The organism is Luteitalea sp. (assembly GCF_044337415.1).
Taxonomy (GTDB): Bacteria; Acidobacteriota; Vicinamibacteria; order Vicinamibacterales; family Vicinamibacteraceae; genus Luteitalea.
Window position 1 is genome coordinate 1 of record NZ_JBIINP010000032.1, and the last position, 19,891, is coordinate 19,891.

The 19,891-nt window shown below is 70.9% G+C and carries 14 protein-coding genes; 7 read left to right on the forward strand and 7 right to left on the reverse strand.

Annotation, left to right across the window (positions count from 1 at the left end):
- The first annotated feature begins 277 nt into the window (after nt 1-277).
- Nucleotides 278-1,123, forward strand: coding sequence for a neutral zinc metallopeptidase (locus ACIRDX_RS07880; protein ID WP_396624862.1), 846 nt, complete (start codon nt 278-280; stop codon nt 1,121-1,123).
- An 87-nt stretch (nt 1,124-1,210) separates the two neighbouring features.
- Here the strand turns inward: ACIRDX_RS07880 and ACIRDX_RS07885 are convergent, their stop codons facing one another.
- Nucleotides 1,211-2,158 (reverse strand): COX15/CtaA family protein, encoded by a 948-nt coding sequence (locus tag ACIRDX_RS07885; RefSeq protein ID WP_396624863.1) that lies wholly within the window; start codon nt 2,156-2,158, stop codon nt 1,211-1,213.
- A gap of 123 nt (nt 2,159-2,281) precedes the next feature.
- Here ACIRDX_RS07885 and ACIRDX_RS07890 point away from each other — a divergent pair, with 123 nt between their 5' ends.
- Complete coding sequence (locus ACIRDX_RS07890; protein WP_396624864.1) at nt 2,282-3,466, forward strand: DUF2231 domain-containing protein; 1,185 nt, start codon at nt 2,282-2,284, stop codon at nt 3,464-3,466.
- A 121-nt stretch (nt 3,467-3,587) separates the two neighbouring features.
- Here the strand turns inward: ACIRDX_RS07890 and ACIRDX_RS07895 are convergent, their stop codons facing one another.
- Nucleotides 3,588-5,381, reverse strand: coding sequence for a hypothetical protein (locus ACIRDX_RS07895; protein WP_396624865.1), 1,794 nt, complete (start codon nt 5,379-5,381; stop codon nt 3,588-3,590).
- A 265-nt stretch (nt 5,382-5,646) separates the two neighbouring features.
- Here ACIRDX_RS07895 and ACIRDX_RS07900 point away from each other — a divergent pair, with 265 nt between their 5' ends.
- From ACIRDX_RS07900 to ACIRDX_RS07915, 4 genes are all read left to right on the forward strand, one after another.
- A complete protein-coding gene (locus ACIRDX_RS07900) occupies nt 5,647-6,441 on the forward strand; it encodes an alpha/beta fold hydrolase (RefSeq protein WP_396624866.1) in 795 nt (264 codons plus the stop codon).
- A 100-nt stretch (nt 6,442-6,541) separates the two neighbouring features.
- On the forward strand, nt 6,542-7,414 hold the full coding sequence (locus ACIRDX_RS07905; protein WP_396624867.1) for a DUF547 domain-containing protein: 873 nt from the start codon (nt 6,542-6,544) through the stop codon (nt 7,412-7,414).
- On the forward strand, nt 7,414-8,193 hold the full coding sequence (locus ACIRDX_RS07910; protein ID WP_396624868.1) for an SDR family NAD(P)-dependent oxidoreductase: 780 nt from the start codon (nt 7,414-7,416) through the stop codon (nt 8,191-8,193). Before ACIRDX_RS07905 ends, ACIRDX_RS07910 begins: the two co-directional genes overlap by 1 nt.
- A 158-nt stretch (nt 8,194-8,351) precedes the next feature.
- Nucleotides 8,352-9,689, forward strand: a complete 1,338-nt coding sequence (locus tag ACIRDX_RS07915; RefSeq protein ID WP_396624869.1) for an alanine/glycine:cation symporter family protein — start codon at nt 8,352-8,354, stop codon at nt 9,687-9,689.
- 57 nt (nt 9,690-9,746) lie between these two features.
- Here the strand turns inward: ACIRDX_RS07915 and ACIRDX_RS07920 are convergent, their stop codons facing one another.
- The 5 genes from ACIRDX_RS07920 to ACIRDX_RS07940 form a co-directional block, all read right to left on the reverse strand.
- Nucleotides 9,747-12,584, reverse strand: coding sequence for a cation-translocating P-type ATPase (locus tag ACIRDX_RS07920; protein ID WP_396624870.1), 2,838 nt, complete (start codon nt 12,582-12,584; stop codon nt 9,747-9,749).
- Nucleotides 12,581-13,516, reverse strand: coding sequence for a S1C family serine protease (locus tag ACIRDX_RS07925; protein ID WP_396624871.1), 936 nt, complete (start codon nt 13,514-13,516; stop codon nt 12,581-12,583). Before ACIRDX_RS07925 ends, ACIRDX_RS07920 begins: the two co-directional genes overlap by 4 nt.
- A 340-nt stretch (nt 13,517-13,856) precedes the next feature.
- Nucleotides 13,857-14,048, reverse strand: a complete 192-nt coding sequence (locus tag ACIRDX_RS07930; protein ID WP_396624872.1) for a hypothetical protein — start codon at nt 14,046-14,048, stop codon at nt 13,857-13,859.
- 139 nt (nt 14,049-14,187) lie between these two features.
- Entirely contained in the window at nt 14,188-15,087 is a 900-nt protein-coding gene (locus ACIRDX_RS07935) for a LysR family transcriptional regulator (protein ID WP_396624873.1), read from the reverse strand.
- 16 nt (nt 15,088-15,103) lie between these two features.
- Nucleotides 15,104-16,990, reverse strand: coding sequence for a hypothetical protein (locus tag ACIRDX_RS07940; protein WP_396624874.1), 1,887 nt, complete (start codon nt 16,988-16,990; stop codon nt 15,104-15,106).
- 321 nt (nt 16,991-17,311) lie between these two features.
- Here ACIRDX_RS07940 and ACIRDX_RS07945 point away from each other — a divergent pair, with 321 nt between their 5' ends.
- Nucleotides 17,312-19,885: a DEAD/DEAH box helicase gene (locus ACIRDX_RS07945; protein ID WP_396624875.1), complete on the forward strand. Its 2,574-nt coding sequence runs from the start codon at nt 17,312-17,314 to the stop codon at nt 19,883-19,885.
- The last annotated feature ends 6 nt before the right edge of the window (nt 19,886-19,891 follow it).

The following is a 19,891-nucleotide window of genomic DNA, read 5'->3' on the forward strand; positions in this document are numbered from 1 at the left end:
CGCCGGACGTAACGTTCCCCGAGGGCATGCGGCACGGCACGGCGTTCGCGGTGACCCGAGCGGTGGCTGACGGGCTGGAGCGCTGACGGGCCCTGTCGACTCCCGACTCCCGACTCCCGACTCCCGAATCCTGCGACACTAGACCAAAAGCCAGCGAGGGACGGCCCGCGGGGTTGCGATGATCGGAGGCCCCGGTCAGTCGCGTCTCGCGCAGGTGAGTCGCCCGGGCGTGGCAGGGATGAGCGGCCGACGAGGCCAGAGACGAAGGAGCAGGAACGTGCGCTGGGACCCGAACGCAGGACGGAGCCGGAACATCGAGGATCGCCGCGCGATGAGCATGGGGCGCGGCGCAGGTCTGGGACTGGGCGGGTTCGCGATCCTGCTGGTCCTGAGCCTCATCTTCGGTCGCGACATGATCTCGCCGGCGCTGCAGCAGCAGGCGTCCGGCCCGCCGCAGATGCAGCAGTCGGGCCCGCTGAAGACCACGCAGGCCGAGGAGCGGAAAGTCAACGACATCGGCCAGGCGCTCGACGACCTGCAGGCCACGTGGACGAAGTTGCTCGGCGGCCGGTATCGCGAGGCCAAGCTCGTGCTGTTTCGCGGCGCCACGCCCTCGGCCTGCGGGATGGGCGAGAGCGCGATGGGGCCGTTCTACTGCCCGGGCGACCAGAAGGTCTACCTCGATCTCGAGTTCTTCGACCAGCTCGATCGGCGGTTTGGCGCACCCGGTGACTTCGCCGAGCAGTACGTCATCGCGCACGAGGTCGGCCACCACGTGCAGAACCTCCTCGGCATCGAGCGCCAGGTCCGTGAACTGCAGCAGCGCAATCCGCGCCAGCAGAACCAGTTGTCCGTGCTGATGGAACTGCAGGCCGACTGCTTCGCGGGCGTCTGGGGCCACTCCACGGCCCAGCGCGGCATCCTCGAGCCCGGCGATGCCGAGGAAGGCCTGCGGGCGGCCGCGTCCATCGGCGACGACAAGCTGCAGGGTCAGGCGACCGGTCGGGTCCGGCCGGAGAGCTTCACGCACGGTTCGTCGCAGCAGCGCGTGGAATGGCTCACGCGCGGGCTGAAGACCGGCGACATCAAGGCCTGCGACACGTTCGCGGCAGCTCGCAGCTGAGGTCGCCCCTCAGGCGCCAGGCAGGGCCTGGTGACGCGGCTCGCCCGGGGGAGGCGTGCGCTGCGTGCTCGACGGGTGCCGCCTGCCTCAGGCGCGCTGGGGCGCCCCGACGTGGCGCGCCGGGACGGCCGACGTGTGGCGTCGCAGCACCACGGCGCCGAGCAGCACCAGCGTGATCCACAGCACGTCGGCGAGCAGCAGGTGCAGCAACTGCATCCAGACCGGCGCCAGCAACACCACGTTCACCACGCCGGCCACCACCTGCAGCACGGCCAGCCCGGCCACGCCGCGCGCCAGCCGGTTTGCCGTCGGCGTGTCGGCGCGGCGTGCGAGCAGCGGCGCCGCCACGACCAGGAGCACGGCCGTCGCGATGGCGAGCGCCGGGTGGAACACGCGCAGGCGGATCAGCACGTGAGAGGTCGGCGACAGATCGGCGGCCAGGGCTTCGGCCAGCGTCTGGCTGGGGAACAGGGTGTCGCCGAGCGCGGCGATGGCGCCGCTGACGCCGACGAGCGTCACCGCCGTCAGCAGGCCGCCGACACCGAGCGCCAGCCCGGGCGAGTCCCCTGGCGCCACCGGGTCGCCTCCCGAGAGCCACCAGGCCGTGAGGGCCATCCAGGCCACGAGGATGAACGTGTTGGTGAGGTGCACGGCCATGAACAGCGCGCGGGCGATGCTCGCGTTGTCGGCCACCAACTCGAACAGCACGAGCCCGGCCCCGACGGCGGCTTCGAGGAGCATGAAGACCACCGTCATGGTGGCGCCGCGCCGGGCGGGATGACCGGCGGGGCAGGCGCGCCGCACCCAGACCAGCAACAGGACCACCGACACCAGGGCGATACCGCTGGTGATCCGGTGCGAGTACTCGATCAGCGTGCTGACCCCGAGACTGCGGGGCACGAGGCGCCCGTCGCAGAGCGGCCAGTGGGCCCCGCACCCGGCGCCTGATCCCGTCGCGCGCACGTAGGCGCCCCAGGCGATGACGGCGAGGTTGTAGGCGAGCACGAGCCAGGCGGTGCGGGCAAGGGAGAGCACGTGTCGATCGTACCGAACAAATGGCCGCCCCGCCGCCCCGACCATGGCGACCGATTGGCCGTCTGAAGGCTCACCACGTTAGACTGGGAGTGCTGGCTGCCCGCCGCCGTGACCAGAGGTCCCATGGACGTTCGCGCCCTCGGCGTACGCGTCGGCCTGCCATCGTTGATCGTGGCGGGCCTGATCGCGACAGCCAGCCCCCTGATGGCCAGCGTGCCGCCACTGCCGGCGACACGGGCCATGACCCCCGTGCCGTCGGGCGGGCACGCCGCCCCAGCCGAGACCACCGCACCGCCGCGCGCCGCGCAGGCGCCTGAGCCTGCCGCGCCCTCGCCGGGTGCCCGGCCGTGGTGGGGCTGGCTTCTCCTCGGGCGTCTCCACCCCATCGTCGTGCACTTCCCGATCGCCTTGCTCACGGTCGCGGCGGCCATCGAAGGCCTGCACCTGCTGAGGCGACGACCGGTGCCGTCCGAGGCTGGGACATACTGTCTGGCGTTCGGTGTGGCTGGCGCGATAGTGTCCGTGTGGTTCGGCACGTTGAACGCGGGGCACCAGTCGGTGACCGGCGATGCGGCCGTGGCCGTGGAGAGGCATCAGGTGATGGGCTGGATTTCGATGATCGCGGCTACGGCCGCCTTGGGCGCCGGGCAGTTGGCCCGGCGCGCGGCAGGGGTTCGACAGGTCGCGGCGTACGTCGTACTGGTCCTGGCGACCAGTGCGGTGGTCGGGGCGACCGGGCACCTGGGGGGCGGCCTCGTCTACGGCGAGGACTACCTGACCGGCCTGTTGCCCTGGAAGCAGAAGGCGGCTCCGGTGAGTGCCGAGGCGCCGGCGGTCCCGGTGGCGGCTGCACCTGCCTCCGTCGTGGCCCCGTTGGCGGCTCCGGTGCCCGCGATGGCGCCGACCGCGACGCCCGCCGCAGCGCACGTGCGCGAGATGGCGCCTGCCGCTGCGCCCTCGGCCCCGGCACCCATCGATGCGGCCGAAGCCCAGGCTGCCGCGGCGCCCGACTTCACGCGTGAGGTCATGCCGATCTTCAAGCGCACCTGCGTCGAGTGCCACGGCCCCGACAAGGTCAAGGCGCGCCTGCGCATGGACTCCGTCGAGGCGCTCCAGAAGGGCGGCAAGAGCGGCGCCCTGCTCAAGCCCGGCGATGCGGAGAACAGCTTGATCATGCGGCGCGTGCTCGGCCTCGATGGCGAGGACCAGATGCCGCTCGACAAGGATCCGCTCACCGAGAAGCAGATCGACACCCTGCGCCGCTGGATTGCTGCAGGCGCGCCGTACCCGGCTGCCGGGAGCCAGTAGGGGAATGCCGCGATGCCGCGAATGCCGCAAGGCGGCTCGCGGCATCGCGCCACGTGGCCTGATCCTCAGCCTCGAGCCTTCTGCCTGAGCCCTGAGCCCTGAGCCCTGAGCCTGAGTGTGCCTACCTCGGCTCGAACGTGATCGCCAGGTCCGGCGTGGCGTCCGGGAGCGGGATCGACTCGGGGTTGGCCGTGTTGGCCTCGATCGGATACGTGGCGATCTCGACGGCGCGGTTCAGGTCGATCACCCGCGCCAGTGCGCGCTGGCGGACACGGACGCCGATGCGTGCGTCCGGGCGCGTGTTCCGCACGTAGAACACCGAGCGGTCCTTGCCGCTCCACTCCTCGATCCAGGCGGCGTTCCACAGGCCGCGCAGCGAGACGAACGCCTCAGCGGGCTCGCCGATCGTGAGTCCCCGGACCAACTGTCGCATCGTGGCCACGGCCGGGGTCTCGCGGGCCCAGGTGCGCTCGGCGGTCACCACAGGGAAGCCCGGGCGCAGCGGCTCCACCATGAACAGGTAGCCGGCGCCGGTTGCCGTGCGGTTGGCATAGCAGAAGCGTTGCGGGTCGAAGCAGGCGTCCGGCGGCGTGTCCTGCGGCAGGCACGCCACGGGCCACTGGCCCTCGTACAGCAGCACCTTGTTGCAGTCGCTGGTCCCTGTCGGGACGACCGCCGGCTCGGCGTGCGACAGGCGCTCGGCGAACACCTCCGGCCGCGGGTCGTTCCACATCGGGTGTCGGCTCCACAGCCAGCTGGCCACGCGCGTGGGCTGCAGGTGGCCCTCCGGGCGTGACAGTGGGAAGGCGGCCAGCGTCCACGCCGCCGACACGACGGCCAGCGCCACGCCGAGGCGCGCCGGCAGGCGGTGCGGGCTGCTGCCGGCCTGCTGCAGCAGCGGCAAGGCCAGCGGCATCAGCCAGAGCGCGTAGCGGCTCAGGTCTGGGCTGCCCCCATGGTTCTGGCTCACGGGCTGCCCCACCGCCCAGAGCAGCGCCAGGGCGGCCAGCAGCGTGGTGGCGATGAAGGGATCCCGGAGCCTCAGCAGTTCTCGCCGCGCCAGCCACGCCGCCGCGATCAGCACCGCCAGCACGTACGGCGGGTACCGCACCACCAGGCCCATCGTGACGTCGGTCAGCGGGAAGAGCGCATCGAGCACGCCGGGCCAGCGCGTGGCGGTCGACGCCGTCAGCGGCGACGGCAGTCCCAGTCGCCAGAGGTAGTACGCCGCGGGCAGCACGATGAGGGCGGCCGCGCCGAGCACCCCGGCCTGCCAGCGTCGGCACATCAGGCGTGCGGGCCGCTCGATCGACCCCCAGGCGGCGAAGAGGGCCGCCACGAGAATCAGCCCGGGATTCTGGCTGGCCCCGACGCCGAGCAGCAACATCGCGACACCAGGCCTGGTCGCCCACAGCAGCAGCGCTCCGCCGAGGCAGGTCACCAGCAGCAGGTCGGTCGACGGCTTGTCGAGCCACCAGATGAGGGGACTGAGGAGCAGGAGCGATGTCCACACTGGCGCCGGTCGGGCGAGCATCAGGGCGCCGAGGCCGGCCAGCAGGGCCACATGCAAGGCGACGAAGCCCCAGAGTGGCGAGGCGCCCACCACCCGGGCGAGCCAGACGCCCGGCGTTGCGAGCAACGGATACAGCCAGAAATGGGGAACGTCCTGACGTCCGTCCCGGCCCACCAGATCGGGATGGACCAGGGAGGCCGTGGCGAAGGAAGGACCGAGGGCCCGGAGCTCGCGCTCGACGGCGGCCAGTTGGTCAGGCGCGAACGACGGCGCATGCCCCCGCGAGAGGTTGAGCGCGACCGCCACGTGTTCGTGGCCATCCCCCACGCGTACCGGATTGGCCTGCCACAGCGCCGCTCCGAGCCAGGCCACGAGGCAGAGCGCCCACACGTGCCGGCTCACGACGGCCATCATACAAGCAAGGGACGAGGGACAAGGGAAGAGTCACCAGGCAAGGAGAGTGACGAGGGACGAGGATTCACGGCGACAAGGGCGAAGGGACACGCTACGGCATTGATGCCCACCTGGTTCCCATGTCCCTGTATCAGCCATGTCCCGCGCCGTCCTCGTCCCTTGTCGCTCCCCGCCTCGTCCCTTGTCCCTTGCCTCCCTTGTCCCTCGCGTACTTGTCCCTCGTCCCTTGTTCTCCCTGTCCGATAATGTCGGCATGGCGGTCCGCACCGTGTCACTGCCCACGGCCACGCTGTCGGTCACCGAAGCTGGCGAGGGCGCGCCCCTCGTGTTCCTGCATGCCTTCCCGCTCTCGGCCCGGATGTGGGCGCGGCAGTTGGCCGCGCTGCCGCCGGGGTGGCGCGGCGTCGCACCGGATCTTCGCGGCTTCGGCGCCTCGACGGGCGCCTCGGCGCGATCGGTGGGCGAGCATGCCGACGATGTGCTGGCGTTGATCGCGTCGCTCGGGACGGGCCCCGTGGTGCTCGCGGGGCTGTCGATGGGTGGCTACATCGCCTTCGAATGCTGGCGACGCCGGCCGGCCGCCATTCGCGGGCTCGTGCTCGCCGATACGCGCGCCGAGGCCGACACCGACGAGGCACGGGCCAGGCGGGTCGCGATGCAGGCGCGGGCGCGCACCGAGGGCACCGGCGCCGTCATCGACGCCATGCTCCCCGGCCTGCTCGGCGCGACGACCCAGACCAGCGACCCGCATGTGGCGCACGAGGTGCGGGCGTGGGCCCTCGAGACGCCGGGCGAGGCCGTTGCCGATGCGCTCGAGGCGCTCCGGACGCGCCCCGACAGTCGCCCGACGCTGTCCACCATCACCGTGCCGACGCTGGTGATCGTCGGCGTCGAGGACACGCTCACCCCGCCAACCGCTGCACGGCTCATCGCCGACGGCGTCGTGGGTGCGTCGCTCGTCGAGGTGCCGGGCGCGGGTCACCTCAGCAACGTGGAACAGCCCTCGGCGTTCGACACGGCGCTGCATCGCTGGCTTGCCACACTGTGACACCGGTTAGGCTGTAATGACTGCCGACTGCCGACTGCCGACTGTTGACTGTTGACTGCCGACCCGCTCCTCCCGACTCCGCTGTCCTGAACTGCCCTTGATGCCCACACTGCTTCGCCCATTCCGCGCCATCGGCCTCGCGTTCGCCGCGAGTGCGATCCTGCTGGTACCGCGGCCGTCGCTCGTCGCCTCGGCACAGTCGGTGGTCCCGTCCGACGTCGGCATGCATGCGGCGCTCGACGTCATCCTCGACACCTACGTGCGCGAGGGCCTCGTGTACTACCGCGCGCTGCGATCGGAGCGTGGTCGGCTCGACGCCTACGTCAGCAACCTCGACGTGCCGCCGGCGGCCTTCGAGAGCTGGGCGAAGGCCGAGCGCGCTGCCTTCTGGCTCAATGCCTACAACGCGCTGGTGCTGCGCACCGTGGTGAACGCCTACCCGATCAAGGGCGCCGCCGCCCAGTACCCAGCCGACAGCATCATGCACGTGCCGGGAGCCTTCACCGCGAAGCGGCACCGCGTCGGCGGGCGGCTGCTGTCGCTCGAGGACATCGAGAAGCAGGTGTTGCCGACCTTCGAGGATCCGCGCATGTTCTTCGCGCTCGGGCGTGGGTCGCTCGGCGGCGGTCGCTTGCGCAGCGAGGCCTTCACCGCGCGGCGGCTCGAGGATCAGCTCGCCTCGGTGGCGGCCGAGTGCGTCGAGCGCAACGAGTGCTTCCGCTACGATCCGTCCACCAACCGTGTCGAGATCTCGCCGATCTTCGGCTGGCGGCAGGCCGAGTTCACGAAGGCCTGGCCCGGCGACACCACCACCTTCGCGCGGCGCAGCCCGCTCGAACTGGCGGTGCTGCACATGGTGGTGCCGCACGTGCTGCCGAGCGAGCGGCGCGGCCTCACGCAGAACACGTTCACGCTCGCCTACTCGACCTACGACTGGCGGCTCAACGACCTCACCGACGGGGGACCCCGCTGATGGATCTCGGACTGGCAGGCCAGGTGGCCATCGTGACGGGCGGCAGCAAGGGCCTCGGCCTTGCCTCGGCGGAGGCGCTCGTCGCGGAGGGGGCCCGCGTGGTCATCTGCGGGCGGACGCAGGCGACCCTCGATGCGGCGGCGCGGCACCTCGCCGCGCGGGCGGCCACCGTCGACCACGTGCTGGCCGTGCAGGCGGACGTCTCGAAGGCCGACGACCTGCAGCGCCTGGTGGAGACCACCGTCGCGCGCTTCGGCGGCGTCGACGTGCTCGTGAACAACGTGGGCCTCGGCAAGGGCGGGGGCCTGCTCGACACGCCCGACGAGGTCTGGCAGCAGGCGTTCGACCAGACGCTCTATCCCGCCATCCGCGCCTCGCGCCTCGTGGTGCCGCACATGCAGGCGCGCGGCGGCGGCGTCATCCTGCTCATCGCCTCCATCTGGGGCCGCGAGTCGGGTGGCCGCATGACCTACAACGCCGTCAAGGCGGCCGAGATCAGCCTCGGCAAGGCGCTCGCCCAGCAACTGGCGCCCTCCAACATCCGCGTCAACTCCGTCGCGCCCGGCTCGATCCTGTTCGAGGGCGGATCCTGGCACCAGCGGCAGCAGGCCGACCCGGAGGGCATCGCCCGCTTCATCGCCACCGACCTGCCGTTCGGCCGTTTCGGCCGCGCCGAGGAGGTCGGCGATGTCGTCGCCTTCCTGGCGTCGCGCCGATCCAGCTGGATCAGCGGCGCGTGCGTCACCGTCGACGGGTGCCAGAGCCGGAGCAACATCTAACTGGGGCGGGTACCGGTCCGCCTTCGCCTTCGGCTTCGGCGGGACGCCCTCGCCTTCGCTCGGGCGGCCTGCGATCCCCACGTCACTCGTCAGTCCTGACCGTCAAGCGTTGAGCGTCAAGCGTTAGGCGCTAAGCGTTAAGCGTTAACCTGTACGCCGTGCTCACCACACTCGCGGACTTGATCCAGCGCGCGGCCGACGCGCTGTTCGTGCCCTGGTTGCTCCTGCTGCTCTTCGGCACCGGGCTCTTCCTCACCATCCGCTACCGGTTCGTGCAGGTCCGCCGCTTCGGCGAGGCCTTCCGCGCGATGCTGTCGAGCGCCGAGAGCGGCACGGCCGGCGCGCTGTCGCCGTTCCAGGCCTTCATGACGGCGCTCTCGGGCACCATCGGCACCGGCAACATCGCCGGCGTCGCCACGGCCATCGTGTCCGGTGGTCCTGGCGCGCTGTTCTGGATCTGGGCCTACGGCTTCGTCGCGACCACCATCAAGTTCACCGAGGCCGTGCTGGGCGTCACGTGGCGCGAGGCGAGCGGCACGACCATCCGCTCGGGCCCGATGTACGCGCTGCGCGACGGGTTGAAGCAGCCCTGGCTTGCCTCGACCTACGCCCTCATCGCCGGCGTGGCCGCGATCACCACCACGCCCTTCACGCAGCCCAACTCGATCGCGATCGTCCTGAAGAGCCAGTTGGCGATTCCGACATGGGCGTCGGGCATCGCCATCGGCCTCCTCGTGTGGCTGGTGATCGTGGGCGGCATCGGCAGCATCGGGAAGGCCGCGGAGAAGCTGGCGCCGCTCAAGGTCGGCCTCTACCTCGGCGGCGGCCTCATCGTCATCGTGATGTTCGCGGCCAACATTCCCGCCGTGCTCGCGCTGGTGTTCCGCGAGGCCTTCTCGTTCAAGGCCACCGCCGGCGGCGCGCTCGGCATCGTCGTGGCGATGCGGTATGGCCTCGCGCGCGGCATGTACGCCAACGAAGCCGGCTACGGCACCGCCTCGGTGGCGTACGGCACGGCGCGGTCACGCCACCCCGAGCAGCAGGGCCTGCAGGCCGTGATGGAAGTCGCCATCGTCTCGTTCGTCACCTCGACGATCAGCGCGATGACCATCCTGCTCACGGGCGCGTGGCAGTCGGGACTCACGAGTTCGGCGGCCGTCGCCTCGGCATTCGACGCCGCGATGCCGGGCGTCGGCGGCTACGTGGTGGCGTTGTGCGCGTTCCTGTTCGGGTACACCACGCTGATCGGGTGGGCGTTCTACGGCGAGCAGTTCTTCGAGTACCTGCTCGACCGGCCGGTCGCGCACTGGTACCGCTGGATCTACTGCGCGCTGATCCCGTTCGGCGCCATCAGCCGCGTCGAGGTGGTGTGGGCGTGGGGCGACCTCATGAACGCCCTGCAGATCTTCCCCAACATCGTCGGCGTCATCGGCCTGTCGGGATACGCGGCGCGACTGGCGCGAGGGACGGCGTCCTCGAGCAGGGCCGACGCCTAGCAGGTTGCCGAAAGAGCCAGCTACCTGCATTGCAGGGCGGAGTGTTTCAGCGCCCTGCTAGGGCGCCTGTCGCCGCAGGACCCACTTCTCGAGTTCCACGGCGAGGAACACCAACAGGCTTGCCGCCGAGCAGATGGCCATCTCCATGGCTGTCAGGGGGACCGTCCCGAACAGCGCCTGGGCAGGCGGCGCGTACACGATCGCCAACTGCAGGCCGAGCGTGATCAGCACGGCCCACGACATCACCGGGTTGCCGGACAGGCCGAGTGTCCACAACGACAGGCGATGCGAGCGGACGGCCATCGCGTGACCCAGCTGCGAGAAGGTGAGGGTGACGAAGATCATCGTGCCCCACGCCGGATGGCCCGCCCGCCAGGCCCAGTAACCGACGCCGAAGGCCACCGCGGTGAGCAGCGCCCCGACCATCACCACGTGGCGCCCGATGCCGCGGCTGAAGACGCTCTCGCCCGGCGCGAACGGCTGGCGCTGCATCGTCCCAGGCTCGGTGGGCTCGAGGCCCAGGGCGAGCCCCGGCACGCCGTCGGTGACGAAGTTCATCCACAGGATCTGCAGCGTCGTCATGGGCATCGGCATGCCGGCCAGCTGCGAGAGGAACAGCACCGAGACCTCCGCGGAGTTGCTCGTGACGATGTACTTCACGAACTTGCGGACGTTGTCGTAGATGGTCCGCCCCTCCTCCACGGCCTGCACGATCGTCGCGAAGTTGTCGTCGGTGATGACCATGTCGGCGGCTTCCTTGGCGACATCGGTCCCCGTGATGCCCATCGCGATGCCGATGTTGGCCTTCCGGAGCGCGGGCGCGTCGTTGACGCCGTCACCCGTCATCGCCACGATCTCGCCACGCGCCTGCAGGGCGCCGACGATGCGGAGCTTGTGCTCGGGCGCGACGCGCGCGAACACGGCCACGCGTGCCGCCTCGTCACGCAGGCGCTCGTCCGACATCGCCTCGATGTCGACACCGCTGCAGACGCGCGCGTCCTCGTCGGCCATCCCGAGCTGCCTCGCGATCTCGAGCGCCGTCACCGGGTGATCGCCGGTGATCATGACCGGCCTGATGCCGGCCTCGCGGCAGCGCGCGACGGCCTGGCGCGCCTCGGGGCGCGGCGGGTCCACGAGGCCGATCAGGCCGACGAACGTGAGCTCCCGTTCGCACGCCTCGGCGTCCTGCCCGGGCAGGGCCGCCAACGGGCGCGCGGCCACGCCGAGCACGCGCAGGCCGCGGCTCGCGAATCGCGCCACGGCCCTCTCGATGCGCGTCCGCAGGTCGGGCGAGAGGGGCACGACCGCACCGGCCTCGAGCACCGAGGTGCTGATCGCCAACAGGCCGTCGGCAGAGCCCTTCACCGCGGCGAGGTACTCGGCGCCGCGCACCAGGGGCGCCAGGGCGTGCGCCTGCGGCGACCAGGGCCCGTCCACCCGGTGGATGGTGGTCATCCGCTTGCGCTCCGAGGTGAAGGCCGCCTCGGCGACGCGTGGCCGGGCCGTGTCCAGGTCCCTTTTCCACAGGCCCTGCTCGGCGGCGAACACGATGATCGCCGTCTCGGTGGGATCGCCGACGGTTGCCAGCGGTGTGTCGGCCGTGGGTGCCATTGCGGCGTCGTTGCACAGCACGCCGAGCGCCACGAGTGCCCCGAGGTCGCCGGTGGTGCGTCCGGCCGGGTCGACGATGCCGGCTGGTCCGACGTCCTGTGTGTCGACGTCGTGCCCGGCGACGTCGAGCACGGCCACCTCCATGCGGTTCTGCGTCAGCGTGCCCGTCTTGTCCGAGCAGATGGTCGTGACCGAGCCGAGGGCTTCCACGGCGGGCAGGCGGCGGATCAGCGTCCGGTGCCTGAGCATGCGCTGGGCGCCGAGCGCCAGCGTGATGGTCATCACTGCAGGCAGTCCCTCGGGGATGGCCGCGACGGCCACCGAGACTCCGGCGAGGAGGACCTCGAGCGCTGATGCGCCACGGCTCATGCCGAGCGCGGCCATCGCCGCGATGACGGCAAGGGCGCCGGCGGTGATGCCCGCGCCGAGGCGCGCGACGCGCTGCTGCAGCGGCGTCGCGGTCGCGTCGACCCCCTGCAGGAGGGTCGCGACGCGCCCGAGCTCCGTGCGCATGCCCGTGGTCACCACGACGGCCGTGCCGCGCCCGCTGGTCACGGCACTGCCGAGGAACACCATGCTCAGGCGGTCGCCAAGCGCCGCCGCGGCCGGGACGGGGTCGCGCGTCTTGTCGACGGGCACCGACTCGCCGGTAAGGCCGGCCTCGAGCACGCGCAGCCCCACCGCCGACACGACCCGCGCGTCGGCCGGCACGACGCTGCCCGCCTCGAGCAGGACCACGTCGCCTGCCACGAGATCTCGGGCCGGGCACTCCTGTCGTTGGCCGTTACGTCGCACCTGGACGACCGGCGCGGAGAGGCGCCGCAGCGCGGCGATCGCGCGCTCGGCGCGGTGCTCCTGCGCGAACCCGAGCGCCACGTTGACCAGGACGATCGCGGCGATGGCCAGCGCATCGATCCACTCCCGGGTGTCGGAGGACAGGATCGCGACCAGCACCTTGACCGCCGCGGCGCCCATCAGCAGCACCACCATGGTCGATGTCAGCTGGTCCCGCAGGATCTCCCAGGGGCCGCGTCGGTGCCGTTCGACGAGTTCGTTGGGACCGTGGAGCGACTGTCGCCTCAGCACCTCGGCGTCCGACAGGCCGAGGTCGGGGTGTACGCCCAGGGTCGTCGCGACGGCCTCGGCCGACGAGGCGTGCCAGTGGTCGTGGGCGGGGCCGTTGGCCGTCGCCGTGTCGGTGGCTGATGGGACGTCGGAGATGTCGTGCATCGTGCGTCGGGTGCCGTCGGGAGCGGAAGGGAGTGGGCGGCCCTCGCGCGTCATGGCGAGGGGACGACGGCGTCGAGCGACACCACGCGTCCGGCGCGCCACACCCTGGCCGTGACCGTGTCGCCTGCCGTGACCTTGTCCAGCGCCGCGAGGAACGTGCTCATGAAACGCGGCGAGGCCACGACGGGCACGCCGAGGATCTCGATCAGGACGTCGCCGCCGAGGAACACGGGCACGTCGGCGATCGCCGCCTGCACGGTGCCGCCGCGCAGGCCCAGTTTCGCGGCCAGGGACGCCGGCGACACCGACTGCACCAGCAGGCCGGCCGGCTGCGGCAGGTTGAAGGCCTCGGCGAGCGGGCCCTCGAGCATGAACGACTCCACCCCGAACCATGTCCGGCGCTCGTCGAGCAGCAGGCGCTTCACGACGTTGCCGGCCACCGAGAAGCTCGGGCCGCTGGCCGCACCGTCGCCGCTGAGCACGTGCGTCACGATGCCGACCACCTCGCCGTCCACGTTCAGCAGGGGACCGCCCGAGTTGCCGCCGAAGACGCTCAGGTCGGTCTGCAGCAACTCGAGGGGGGTCGCGTCCTCGTACACCGGTGAGGGCAGCCGCCGCGCGCTGACCCACCCGACGGCCAGGGAATGGTTCGCGCCGTACGGCGCGCCGATGGTGAAGACCTGGTCGCCGGTCTCCAGCAGGTCGGAGTTGCCGAAGGTGGCCACGACCGCCGCCGGGGGGACGCGCGCCAGTTGCAGCAGCGCCAGGTCGGCCGAGGGGGCCATCCAGACGACCGACGCCTGGATGGGCTCGCCGTCGAGAAAACTGACCTCGATGGCGGCCTCCGACTTCACCACGTGCGCGGCCGTCACCACCTTGCCGTCGGCCGAGACCAGCACGCCCGAGCCGACCCCTTGCGCCTGGGCGGCCTTCTCGCTGCTGCTACCGGGCGTCGCCGCGCGGCCCGTGGTGCGGATCAGGACCACCGAGGGGTTCGCTCGTCGAAACGCGTCCCTTACGGGTTGCGCGTCGAGAGTGCCGGGGGTCAGAGTCAGGACAGACCACAGGGCCACGATCAGCGGCCGAATTTGCATGCGTGCTCCTTGCCGGTGTCGACGACGGGACACCACGCGCGCGCCGTGGCGGCAAGGCCGCGTCCGTGGAAGGGAGAGCGCGAGGTCCGTCTCGATAGCGACCCCTTCATCGTCGAGGACGGCGACTGCAGTGGCCAAACACCTAATGCCGATGCGACCTATAGAAATTCTCTATGAGCAGCGCGACGCGCCGAGGTCGGGCGCCGTGCGTCGGCCGTGCGGGCGTGTCGAATCACTCCACCACGAGGTAGTGCGCGCCGACGACGCGCAGCAGGCCGTCGGCCACCAGGGCCCGCAGCGTGCTGGTACAAGACTCGTGATCGAGTCCGCACAGGCGCGCGGCCTGTGCCGCGGTCAAGCGGTGGCCCGGCATCTCGCGGAAGAGGGCCAGCAGGCGCTGGCGTGCATCTGGCGTGGGGGGCATGCGCGACCTCGGGCCGGTCCTCGGCGAGGGCATCGCGCCCGCGCGGGACCCTGGATCGACGGTAGGCGCGGCCGTGCGGCGTCGTCCAATCGATAAAGCGTCCCGTGGAGCCGAAGCGCAGCCTATGGGCCGGCCGTCCTCAGCTCAGGAGGCGATACCGTGCGCCCTCGGCGATCGCGGCGACTCCCGGGTGCCTGACGCGTCGCTCCGGTGAGATGGCGTAGAAGCGCTCGACGACGCCGTCCATGGCGCCGAGCACGCGCACGTCGCACATGCGGCGGACGTCGGCTTCCACCGCCGCCAGCGCCGGGAAGATGCCGGAGCCCGCCTCGCCGAAGACCTTCATCAGGGCCGGGTCCTCGAACTCGCCGACGATCGCCGGCACGATGCCGCGGTCGTGGCACCAGGCGTCGAGCGACCGGCGCAATGAGGTGTTCTGTGTCGGCACCAGCATCGGCGCGCCGTGCAGCGATCCGGGGAAGCCGCGGCGGTACACCGACGACAGGCGCTCGGTGGCGAACAGTAACACCGTGGACTCGCCCAGCAGGTGGTTGTACACCTTGCGCGACCGTGTCGGTGGCTGCGGCGTGTCGGCGATCACCAGGTCGAGGTGATGGCTGACCAGTTCCTCGACCAGCGCCTCGAGGCGGTCCTCCGTACACGTCACCCGACCGAAGTCCGGCCGGCCGAGGGCCGGCTGGAGCAGCCGGTGCGCGAGCAGCTTCGGCACGCTGTTGGCGAGGCCGACGGCCAGCGTGAACGGCTTGCCGGAAGGATGCCCCTCGAGCTCGTCGACCAGCTCACGACCGAGTTCGAAGATCTTCTCGGCGTAGCGGTAGCAGACCTGCCCGGCTTCGGTCAGCACGATCTTCTGCGAGTGCCGGTCGAGCAGCGGCTGGTCGAGTGTCTGTTCCAGCTCGCGGATCTGGCTGCTGACCGTCGGCTGCGTCACGTTCAGCTTTCGCGAAGCCCTCGTGACGCCACCTTCCTTCACGGTCGCCCAGAAGTAGCGCAGGTGGTGGTAGTTCAGGAAGGGCATGTTCGCGAGGCTCGCCTCAGGGCCGCCGGTCGGGCACGCGTGCCTCGGGTGCGGCCTCGTTCGACGTGGTGGCGTGGGGCACGCGCGGCACGTAGAGCGTGAAGCCGTCGGCCGAGGTCACCTTGTCCAGTTGGAGCACTTCTTCGGCAAAGCTGCGGAGCAGTGGCGTGGTGTGCGCGTCGTCGGTGACGACGTAGGCCAGGTGCGAGGCCGTCAGGAACCGCTCGCGCGCTTGCAGGGCGTTTGCCCGCCGCTCCGGCGTGATTTCGGTCCACGGGTCCTCGCTCAGCGTGAAGAGCGCGTCCAGGACCGGGAAGCGCAGGTGCCACTCCTTCTGCGCGCGCGTCAGTCGCGACAGGTAGCCGCCGATCAATCGCTTGCCGTGCGCCGTCTGGTAGTACTGGGTCTGCGGATTGAAGTCGCCGAGCGACGACGTGCCGTCGCGCAGGCCGACGGGCAGCGACAGCACGCGGATGTCGCTGCGCGTGTCTGCGGCGATGCGCGTGAACACCGAGGGAATCTGCGCGGAGTAAAGCGTCCTCGGGACCGGCGAGAGCTCGAACAGCAGCAGGGCCGTGACCGTCGCCAGCAGCGCCCGGCGCCGCGTGGGCCAGCGTGTCGTGAGCGCGGTCAGCGCCAGCGCGAAGAGGACGGCCACGCACAGCGTGACCAGCACGACGAACCGCGACGGCGAGCGCGCCAGCCCGACGATCGGCACGTAGCGCAGGAGCGCCCACGGCCCGGGGATGTACGTGTTGATGCCCGCGACGTGCACGAACGGCCCGAGCGACAGGAGGGCGAAGAAGACCGTCAAGCCGACCCACCGGCGCCGCGCCGGGCGCCAGCCCAATGCGGCGGCCAGCGCGATGCACCCGAGCGCCACCAGCGACATCGACCCGGTCAGTTCGGCGAAGCCGTCCACTCGCTGGGCCTCGATCCATGTCTTGAACGGCCCGCCGAACAGCGGCGAGTTCGGGTTGGGCATGACGAAGGCGAACAGGTCGACGCCCGGGGGGCTGCTGCGCCAGTAGATCGCCGGGCCCGCCGTGTCGCCGGAGAGCAGGCGCCCGGCGTAGGCGACGAGCACGGGCGACAGCAGCACGGCAGCGGTCAGGACCATCAGCGCCGCCCACCAGGGATGGCTCGACACGAAGCGGTAGCGCCACTCGATGCGCGGCGGCCAGTGCAGCAGGGCCGCCACCAGCGCGAGCACGGTCAGGACCAGCATCGGCGTGTACAGCGACCGCATGCTGATGCGCACGCCCGCAATCTCGACCAACCCTCCCTGGAGCGCGATGGCGACCACGAAGGTCGCCGCCATGATCACGAGGCCACGCGACACGCGGTGGGCGAAGTGCCATCGGGCATCCAGCGAGGCGCGCGACACCCTGATGGCGGTCGCCACGATGTAGGCCGCGATCAACAGCCCTCCGTACACGGCGTAGTAGATGTCGCAGAAGGCGGCCCAGGCCAGGAGCGCTCCCACCGCGATGGCGTCGCGCGGGCGGCCCTTGCCTTCGCCACGGACGAGCACGAGCAGGATCAGCGGGAGGGGCGCGGCAGCGACGAGCGAGAAATGCGCCGAACTGCGCGCCATGAGCACCGGCGAGAAGCCGAAGGCCACGCCCGCCAGCCAGGATTCCCAGGCCCGTCCGCACAGGGCATGCGCGAGGCGCGCCATGGCCCACGCACTCAGGGCCATCATCGCGAGGTAGATCAGGTTGAACGTGCGGATCAGGCCGAGCGGTTCCATCAGGGGGAACGCCAGCAGGTCCATGAACAGCGTGTAGTTGTGCAGCGTGAGGTCGACGGGGGGCGCGAGGGAGAGGACCGTGCCGGTCTGGAGCGGAATCTGCTGTTGCAGCACCTCGTGCCGGAAGACCCAGAGATTCCACACGTACACGCCGGTGTCACCCGAAGGGGCACCCGTGAGGTGTGTCGCAAGGTGCAGGGGCAGTGGCCAGGAGAAGGCCACGGCGAGGCCGCAACACAGGACGACCCACAGGAGGGATGTGGAGCGCGAGGGCACGATGCGTGGTCGAGGTTGGGAATGCTAGCACGCGAGCCTTACATTCTTAACAACCCCTTGACGATCTTTACGTTCGGCAGGAGTGCCCGCGCCGTGAGCGCCACCCCGTACCCGGTACCCCGGACCCGGTACCCGGTCCCCGGTACCGTTTCGTCTCTTGATCGCCCCTGTCCGCCGGCGTAGCATCGACGAACCATGTCTGGCACCCTGGCGCGCCTTTCCGGGAACAAGGATCAGGCGCTGCAGGATGCCCTCGGGCATCTCGCGCCCGACAGCCGCACCGCGTCGGCGGTGCCGCCCGACGAGGGCGCCCCTGGCGTCCATGTACAGGTTGGCGGCGACAAGGTCGTCACCGCGGTGCGCCACATCCCGGCCCAGCCGGCCCGCTACGCCCCCTGGCCAGAAGGTGTCGATGCCCGCCTGATCGAGGCGCTGGCCGCCCGCGGCATCGAGCAGCCGTACACGCACCAGGCCGACGCCATGGGCCATGCCCTGGCCGGCCGCCACGTGGTGGTGGTGACGCCCACGGCCTCGGGCAAGACGCTCTGCTACAACGGCGCCGTCCTCAGCACCGTGCTCCGCGAGCCGGGGGCGCGAGCGCTCTACCTGTTCCCGACCAAGGCGCTGGCCCAGGACCAGCTCGCCGAACTCCACGGACTGGCGCAGATCGTCGGGGCGGCGGCGCAGCGCGAGATCGGCGTCTTCACCTACGATGGCGACACGCCCGCCGACGCGCGCCGCGCCATCCGGGCCCGCGCCAGCGTGGTGCTCAGCAACCCCGACATGCTGCACGCGGGCGTGCTGCCCCACCATCCGCGCTGGGCGCGGCTGTTCGAGAACCTGCGCTACATCGTCATCGACGAGCTCCACGCGTATCGCGGGGTGTTCGGCAGCCACCTGGCCAACGTGCTGCGCCGGCTGCAGCGCGTCTGCCGGCACTACGGGTCCAACCCGACGTTCATCTGCACGTCGGCCACCATCGCCAATCCGCTCGCGCTCGCCGAGCAGCTCACCGAGCAGCCGTTCTCGCTCGTGGCCGAGAGCGGGGCACCGCGCGGCGAGAAGTTCTTCGTCCTGCTGAACCCGCCGGTGGTCAACCAGGCGCTCGGTATCCGGCGCTCGTACCTGGCCGAGGCGCGGCGCGTGGCGCTGGAGTTCCTGCGTCGCAACCTCCAGCTGATCGTGTTCGCGCAGAGCCGGCTGGCCACCGAAATCCTCACCACGTACCTGAAGGATGCGTTCCAGGGCCCGCCGGGCGCCACCGAGGCGGTGCGGGGCTATCGCGGCGGCTACCTCCCCCTGCGGCGTCGCGAGATCGAGCGCGGGCTGCGGGAAGGGGACGTGCGGGCGGTGGTGTCGACCAACGCGCTCGAACTCGGCATCGACATCGGGGCGCTGGACGTGTGCGTGATGGCGGGCTACCCGGGCACGATCGCCTCCACGTGGCAGCGCGCCGGCCGCGCCGGGCGGCGCTCGGGACGGTCGGCGGCCGTGATGGTGGCCTCGAGCGCGCCGCTCGACCAGTTCATCGTGCGGCACCCGTCGTATTTCTTCGACGCCTCGCCCGAGCACGCGCTGATCAATCCCGAGAACCTCCACGTGCTGCTCAATCACGTGAAGTGCGCGGCCTTCGAGCTGCCTTTCCAGGACGGCGAGCGCTTCGGTCGCACCACCGTGAGCACCGAGGAGGTGCTGCAGGTGCTGGGCGAGGAGGGCTTCGTGCACCTCGCCGACGGGCAGTGGAACTGGACGCACGAGTCCTATCCGGCAGATGCGATCAGCCTGCGCGCCATCACCTCAGACAACTTCGTCATCGTCGACATCACGGAAGGGTCGCGCGTGATCGGCGAGACCGACTACACGAGCGCGCTCTCGACGCTGCACGAGAAGGCCATCTACATCCTCGAGGGCGCGCTGTTCCAGGTGGAGCGGCTCGACATCGAGGGACGCAAGGCCTATGTGCGCAGCGTCGAGTGCGACTACTACACCGACGCCATCACGTACACGAAGGTGAACGTCCTCGACGAGGCCGAATCAAGCCTCGGGGAGATCCCGGACGGCAGTCCGCAGTCGGCGGTCGGCAGTGACGATGCTCAGCACGGCCTGAGCGAAAGCCGAAAGCCGAGCCAGGAACACGAGGGCGATGGTGACGCGGACGCGCTCGTGCCGCAGCCCAACCGCTCCGGGCGCTCGCACGGCGACGTGCACGTCGTCTCGCGCGTCGTCGGCTTCAAGAAGATCCGGTTCTACACCAACGAGAACGTCGGCTCGGGCGACCTCGATCTGCCCGAGCAGCAGATGCACACCACGTCGTACTGGCTCACGGTGCCGCGGGCGGTGCTGCTCGAGATGCCCTGGGCTCCCGACGACCGTCGCGATGGTGTGGCCGGGCTCGCCCATGCGATGAAGTCGATTGCGCAACTCCTGCTGATGTGCGATCAGCGCGACATCGGCCTGTCGATCGACACGGGCACGGGCGAGGCGCCCACCTCCGCCAAGGCTTCGGCGGGGGACGCCGACGCACACGTGTTCCTGTACGACAACTACCCAGGCGGCATCGGCTTCAGCGCGCCGCTCTTCCGCATGCACGACGCGCTGCTGGCCCAGGCGCAGCAACTGATCGCGAGCTGTCCGTGCGAGGTCGGGTGCCCGTCCTGCGTCGGGCCGGTGGGCGACATCGGCCCGCGCGCCAAGCGCGTCGCGCTCGACCTGCTGGCGCGGCTGCAGTCGTCGGCCTCCGGCCCGGCTGCCGACGAGGTGCCGTTCTAGTCCGCC

Coding starts and splice junctions, on each gene's coding strand:
- ACIRDX_RS07905 (WP_396624867.1), top strand. CDS start 6,542: ATGCCCACACTGCTTCGCCCATTCCGCGCCATCGGCCTCGCGTTCGCC.
- ACIRDX_RS07945 (WP_396624875.1), top strand. CDS start 17,312: ATGTCTGGCACCCTGGCGCGCCTTTCCGGGAACAAGGATCAGGCGCTG.
- ACIRDX_RS07930 (WP_396624872.1), bottom strand. CDS start 14,048: ATGCCCCCCACGCCAGATGCACGCCAGCGCCTGCTGGCCCTCTTCCGC.
- ACIRDX_RS07890 (WP_396624864.1), top strand. CDS start 2,282: ATGGACGTTCGCGCCCTCGGCGTACGCGTCGGCCTGCCATCGTTGATC.
- ACIRDX_RS07900 (WP_396624866.1), top strand. CDS start 5,647: ATGGCGGTCCGCACCGTGTCACTGCCCACGGCCACGCTGTCGGTCACC.
- ACIRDX_RS07920 (WP_396624870.1), bottom strand. CDS start 12,584: ATGACGCGCGAGGGCCGCCCACTCCCTTCCGCTCCCGACGGCACCCGA.
- ACIRDX_RS07935 (WP_396624873.1), bottom strand. CDS start 15,087: ATGCCCTTCCTGAACTACCACCACCTGCGCTACTTCTGGGCGACCGTG.
- ACIRDX_RS07910 (WP_396624868.1), top strand. CDS start 7,414: ATGGATCTCGGACTGGCAGGCCAGGTGGCCATCGTGACGGGCGGCAGC.